Source organism: Flavobacterium sp. (assembly GCF_028689845.1).
Lineage (GTDB): Bacteria > Bacteroidota > Bacteroidia > Flavobacteriales > Flavobacteriaceae > Flavobacterium.
In genome coordinates, this window is the sequence record NZ_JAQVCH010000056.1 from 1 (window position 1) to 6,904 (window position 6,904).

Below are 6,904 nucleotides of genomic sequence, written 5' to 3' on the forward strand. Positions count from 1 at the left end.
TAACACACGCCTATGGGCACAGGCTGGCTGACGTGCAATTTGGAGGTTTTACTCCCGCATTCACTTTGTCGTTCCACGACAGCGAATGCTCCCGCAAACCGCCAAATGCCCATAGCCTCGGTCGTTATGGGCAATCGTAAAAAAGAAATAGAGACATTGATTTTCAATTCAATTGACCTTTATTAGCTAATTTTGAAATCAGAGAATTATTTAGAAATTATACGTTTGAAAGTGGTAAGCGACAAGAAAATAACAAGAAAAAGTAAAACAAAATTATCTATTGATTTAAATTTGTAATTTTGCTGTTTAACGACAAATATTTTCAACAAATCAAGACAAATTAGAAGAAATGAATAAAGCAAAAATATCAATACGTTTTTTTGATGACCGTGAAGTACGTGCCCTTTGGGATGAAGAAAATGCTAAATGGAGGTTCTCTGTTCTAGATATTGTTGCTGTGCTTACTGACCAAAATGATTATACTAAAACTCGTAATTATTGGAAATATCTTAAAGCAAAGCTAAAGAAAGAAAACAGCGAGTTGGTTAGTGCCACTACCCAACTGAAACTTTTGGCAAATGACGGTAAAAGGTATTTAACCGACATGTTAGATTATGACGGTATTATTGCATTGGGTAAAGAGTTTCTAGGGAAAAAAGCCAACCGATTTATCGAATGGTTTACATACAGTGATGAAAGTATCGATGGAAAAAGTAAAACTAAAGCGTATGCTTTGTTCGAAAGTTCCTTTATAAACGGGATTGAAGTTGGGACATCTATAGGTTTGCAACAAATTCACGCTTATTTGTTTGGCGGACTGTATGATTTTGCAGGACAAATTAGGCAGAAAAACATTTCAAAAGGCGGTTTCCAATTTGCTGTATCACGATTCTTAGGTGACACATTAAAACAAATAGAAGAAATGCCAGAAACCACATTTGAAAAAATTGTAGAAAAGTATGTGGAAATGAATATGGCACACCCATTCATGGAAGGAAACGGTAGAAGTACCCGAATTTGGCTGGATTTGATTTTGAAAAAACGTCTGAACAAATGCATTGATTGGAGTAAAATTGGCAAAAGAGAATATATGAACGCAATGATACAAAGCCCACTAAACAGTAACATATTAAAGAAGCTATTAGAGAGCAGTTTAACAAACAAAATTAACGACCGTGAAATGTTTATGAAAGGAATCGACTATTCTTATTATTACGAAGAAAATGAGTGAGAAAAATTACCACAAAACGTCTGCCCATAACACACGCCTATGTTCAGTGGCTGGCTGATGTGCATTTAGCGGGTTTTGCGCCCGCATTCACTTTGTCGTTTCACGACAGCGAATGCTCCCGCAAACCGCCAATGCCCATAGCCTCAGTCGTTAGAGCCAATGCAAAAAAAAAGAAAAAAAAAGAGTATTTTGCGTATTAGACGTGACTTTTGAAAAAGAAAATTTTCAAAAAAATGGAAGAAAAAAATTATTTTATGCTTGCGCATAAAATAATTTGTCCGTACATTTGTCCGTGTCCGTAAAAATGTCCGCAAATGATAAATGTAAAATATTACTTAGATAAAGCCGATAAAAGCAAGAGATGTCCAATACATCTTGTAATCAGGCAAAAAGATGTCCAAATCAAGGTTTCTACAGGTGAAAAAGTATTTAAAAAAGACTGGGATAATTCAAATCAGTTGGTCTTAGCCACTGAATATAATTTCAAGTCAATAAATAAATTTCTATGTTTTTTAAAACAAGAAGTTGAAAAGTATTTTGAAACAGCGCCCCATTCTCAACATACTGAAAAGAATGTAAAAGAGCATATTTTGGCTTTTGTAGCAAGTAGAAATGAGAACTCAGACGTGAAAATTGTTTGTGAACCAACAAACGGCTATGAGGGGAAAAGCAAAACTACTTTCGTAGACTTATTTGCTGGTGCTGGTGGCTTTAGTGAAGGTTTTTTGCAAGCCGAACACGGAAATCGTCTGTACGAATTTTTGTTAGGAAGTGATATTAACGAAAACTGTGAACTAACACATTTGGCTCGTTATAATTACCAGTTAGGTCTACCAGCAGAATTTCTTCGTCAAGACATTACTGAAAATGACTTTTTGGACAATCTTCTTAAAAAACTTAAAAGTCAACAAGTTGACGTTGTATGTGGAGGTCCGCCTTGTCAGAGTTTTAGTTTGGCTGGCAAACGAAAAAAATTCGACAAAAAAGATGATTTATTTGCTCATTATCTTAAGGTTATTAGAGCTTTAAGACCGAAATACTTTGTAATGGAAAACGTGAAAGGTATTCTTACAAAAGAGGGTGGAAAGATTCGAGAGATGATTTTGCAAGAAATTAAGTCGATAGTTGATTTAAAAGAGTTTCACCAATTAGTATTCTTTATTGAGCAGTTAAGAAAACTAGAAAAAGTAAACACTTTCATTTTAGATTGCTATAATTTGAGATTACAATTTGAAACTGCAACAGAAAAAAATCTCGAAAAACTAAGAGAAACTTACATTCTGAATATTGAAAACAAATTTAGAGTTCTAACTCCTAAAATTGTTGATTACAAGACTAGTAAAACTGACATAAATATAAGTACAATTCGCCACGGATTTAATTTATTGAAAAGAAGTGACGAATTGGCTTATGTTAGAAAAAAAGTAATTGCTGAGAAATCGCATAGTGATTTAGACAATGATTATTTTGCTGAAAAGTTTGATGAATTTTTGACTTCGATAGAATCAAGTTCTATTATTGAACGTGTAAATCAATCATTTAAGAACTTAAAACCAGCTGAATCATTTAGAAAAGAGATTTCAGAAATTATTTTAGCATTGGAAATTTATGATTTTTCATTCGAAGAATGTATTCAGGGATTAAATCCTTATGTCGAAATTGCCAATATGGAAAAAGAGTTTGCGGAAATTCTTTCACACATTAGACTATACAATATTGACCAGCCATTTGTTGCATTAGCATCTAATTATGGAGTTCCTCAAAACAGAGAAAGAGTTTTGTTTGTCGGTTGCAGGAAAGATCAAAAAATGATTAAAGACATTCCGCCTACTGTTTCTGAGAAAGAGAAAGTTACGGTTTTTGAAGCTTTATATGACTTGGATTTTGTGGGCAATGATGATGAAAAATTCAATTATGAAAACATTGATTTGAAAGCCAGATATAATGGTTCTACAAAGAAAATGGAAGCATTAATTAAAAAACGAAATATTGACGGTAAACCTGATGAAAATAAAGGTTTAACTTATGCCGAATGGTCAAAAAAAGGGAGATTGAACGGTCGGTTTTCTAATGCAAAAAATCCATTTTATGTGCGAAATTTTGAAGAGTTAGGAAATACACTAACGCATATTGTTGCACCATTACATAATCATAAAACGAGTAAGCAAAATGACGTTGTGATTAAGCGATTAGATGTAATTAGGACTACTGGCAATTATGATTTAGCAAAAGTTGAATTGAAGAAAATTGGTCTTAACTCCGAGAAAAGAAATTACAATGTTTTAAGACCCGATTCTCAAAGTCCAACCGTGATGACAATTGCAGATGATTATATTCATTTTTCCAACCCTAGAGCATTGACAGTTAGAGAAATGGCTAGATTGCAATCATTTGATGATTCGTTTGTTTTTCAGGGAAAACGTTCAACGGGCGGAAATAAACGCAAATTTGAAGTTCCTCAATTCACTTTGGTAGGAAATGCCGTTCCTCCGCTTTTGGCTCGTGCTGTGGCGTTGGAAATTCTAAAAAATATAAAGTAATCACTTATGAGACAATTAACTGCCATTGAAATTGATAGAATTAAATTGCTCACAGAAAAGTCTGTTGAACTTTGTCTTATTGAACCGACAGAGACAGGGCTGAAAAAATCAATTATGGATGCAACAGGTTCAGTTCGAACATATTTGCAAACAAAATCAATTCATGATTTCACACAACAAAAGCAAGGTCAAGACTATAAAGTATTTGTTAAATCTACTCTAATTTCGTCTTTTGGAATAATACCGTCATCAGCTTCACTTTATCGTCCAATCACAAAGAATGGAGACCCAAGAATTTGGTTTAAAGGTTTAGGAAACTATGCGGTTGCAAATGACATATTAGGTATTATTGAATTTGACAATGAATTATTTGTCATAAATATCACTCAACTAGACTTGGCAAAATTATTAGATGAAGTAAGCTCTAATCCATTAAAAGAATTAGTTAATGAAATCAATAGCATTTCTAATGAAGTTTCTTTAGAATTATTGGGTTTACTAAATCAAATTGCTGCGAGAGGCCCGATTCCTGCTATGTTGAATGCTGATACAGCAATTGGAAGAACTCTTGAAACTCTTTTAGGAATTGACATAAACTCCTCCAAGAAACCTGATTACAAAGGTATTGAATTGAAATCGTATAGAGACAAAAGAGGAAATCGGAAAAACCTATTTGCACAAGTTCCCGATTGGAATTTGAGTAATTTTAAAAGTTCGGCTGAAATACTGAATGCTTTTGGTTATAACCGTGGCGAAGATTTTAAATTGTATTGTACAGTTTCAAGTCTGGTCAGAAATTCGCAAGGATTGAAATTAAGAATGGATTCGAAAATTAATCAATTGCTTGAAAACTCAGACAAACCAGCTATTGGAGACTTTGTTGTTTGGCAATTGGAGACTTTACACAATCGTTTACTTGAAAAGCACAATGAAACTTTTTGGATAGCAGCAGATTCAATTTTCATTGATGGTAAAGAACATTTCCAGTACAAAACAGCCGAACACACAAAGAAACCAATTGTGACTCAATTCGACATTTTATTAGATCAAGGAATAATTACACTCGACCATTTGATCAAAAGGAAAATGTCTGGTAGTGTAGTTGAGAAAGGTCCGATTTTCAAGATAAAACCAAACGCCCTAGACTTGTTGTTTCCACCAAGTAACATCTATTCGCTAATTTAGGAGTGAAATTTCAAACTCACATTCTGGAAACACAAACATGGTGAAATTAGAAACAAAAAAAACATTTGATAACCAATGCACTAGGCTCTAACACACGCCTATGTGCAATGGCGGGTTTGGTGCATTTTGCAGCGGTTGCGCCCGCATTCAGCTTGTCGTTCCACGACAGCGAATGCTCCCGCAAACCGCCAAATGCCCATAGCCTCGGTCGTTAGGGGTTATTGCAAAAAAAGAAAACAAACTTTGTAAAAATTGAATTATCTTTGTTGGAAAGAAATTTAATATCAATAATATGAGCAAATTAAGCGTAAATAAGGATGGTTTCTATTCCAGAATCTCAGACTTACTCAACTCTGCAAGAAAGACTGTCGTTCAATCGGTTAACAAAACCATTGTAAAGACTTACTTCGAAATTGGGAGATTAATTATTGAAGAAGAACAAGCTGGTAAATCCAAAGCTGAATATGGACAAAATCTAATCCTCGAATTATCGAATAAACTGACAACTGAATTTGGAAAAGGTTTTTCGACCACTAACCTAAAGCAAATGAGAACGTTCTATCTGACTTATTCAAAAGGTCAGACAGTGTCTGACGAATTCAAATTGAGTTGGTCACATTATATTAAGTTAATGAGAATCGACAACGTGGAAGAACGTATGTTTTATGAAATTGAAGCTGCAGAAAACAATTGGAGTTTAAGAGAATTACAACGACAGTTTGACACTGCACTTTACGAAAGATTAGCTTTAAGTAGAGACAAAAATGGAGTAAAAAAATTATCTGAAAAGGGACTTATAATCGAAAAAGCGCAAGATTCACTCAAAGACCCTTACGTGTTAGAATTTTTAGGATTACCTGAAGAAACAAAATATTCAGAAAACGAATTAGAACAAAGATTAATCGACAAATTAGAACATTTTTTGCTTGAATTAGGAAAAGGATACACTTTTGTCGGCAGACAAGTAAGATTTACATTTGATGAAAAGCATTTTCGTGTAGACCTAGTTTTTTATAACCGCTTGCTTCAATGTTTTGTATTGATTGATCTTAAAATTGGAGAAATTACTCACCAAGACCTTGGACAAATGCAAATGTATGTCAACTATTACGACAGATTTGTGAAGCTTGACACAGAAAACAAAACGATTGGAATTATTCTTTGTAAAAAGAAAAACGACACGCTCGTTGAAATCACACTTCCGGAAAACAACAAACAAATTTTTGCTAGTAAATACATGACAGTTTTACCGAGCAAAAAAGAACTGAAAGAATTAATCAACAACAAACTTGACGAGTGAGAGCAACAAACCCCTAACATACGCCTATGGTCACAGGCTGGCTGACGTGCACTTTGCGGGTTTTGCGCCCGCATTCACTTTGTCGCTGTGCGACAGCGAATGCTCCCGCAAACCGCCCGTGCCCATAGCCTCAGTCGTTAGGGGCAAGTTTAGAAAAAAAAGAACACCATGCAGCAAAAACATGTAATTGAATCAATAAATAGTATCTTCAACAAATACAGACAAATAGTAAAACAGTCGGGAGAAAACTATAATATCTTTAAAGTATTAAATGTTGAAAGCAATGAGGTACGACTTCACTCTGCATTCTTAGCAGACTTATTGAATTCCAAAGGGAGTCACGGTTTTGACTCTTTATTTCTTCGGTTATTTATAACAGAATTAAAAATTGACGACCTAGATTATCAGTCTGTAAATGTAAAGGTTGAACAATATATAGGTAAAGTTTCTGATATAAGCGGAGGAAGAATTGACATTGATATAAGCGATAAAAATGGATACCATATAATAATTGAAAACAAAAAATGACTATCGGCTTTTGCACCCAATAGAAAATTATTAACTTTGCAAGTAAAAAAATCATGAATTTACTTGACTTTAGTAATTATTTTCCAAATGAGGAATCCTGTATTGAACACTTTAAAACAC

At 34.0% G+C, this 6,904-nt stretch carries 5 protein-coding genes; all 5 read left to right on the forward strand.

The annotated features are described in order from the left end of the window. The first annotated feature begins 349 nt into the window (after positions 1-349). The 5 genes from fic (at position 350) to PHR76_RS12990 (ending at position 6,784) form a co-directional block, all read left to right on the forward strand. Positions 350-1,231, forward strand: coding sequence for a protein adenylyltransferase Fic (gene fic / locus PHR76_RS12970; RefSeq protein ID WP_300063542.1), 882 nt, complete (start codon positions 350-352; stop codon positions 1,229-1,231). A gap of 314 nt (positions 1,232-1,545) precedes the next feature. Beyond that, the gene (locus PHR76_RS12975; RefSeq protein ID WP_300063544.1) at positions 1,546-3,771 is read left to right on the forward strand and encodes a DNA cytosine methyltransferase; all 2,226 of its coding nucleotides are present in this window, start codon (positions 1,546-1,548) and stop codon (positions 3,769-3,771) included. A gap of 6 nt (positions 3,772-3,777) precedes the next feature. Further along, complete coding sequence (locus tag PHR76_RS12980) at positions 3,778-4,956, forward strand: MvaI/BcnI family restriction endonuclease (protein ID WP_300063547.1); 1,179 nt, start codon at positions 3,778-3,780, stop codon at positions 4,954-4,956. Positions 4,957-5,248: 292 nt separating this feature from the next. Further along, the gene (locus tag PHR76_RS12985) at positions 5,249-6,256 is read left to right on the forward strand and encodes a PDDEXK nuclease domain-containing protein (protein ID WP_300063550.1); all 1,008 of its coding nucleotides are present in this window, start codon (positions 5,249-5,251) and stop codon (positions 6,254-6,256) included. A 168-nt stretch (positions 6,257-6,424) separates the two neighbouring features. Then, entirely contained in the window at positions 6,425-6,784 is a 360-nt protein-coding gene (locus PHR76_RS12990) for a PD-(D/E)XK nuclease family protein (protein ID WP_300063553.1), read from the forward strand. Positions 6,785-6,904: the final 120 nt, after the last annotated feature.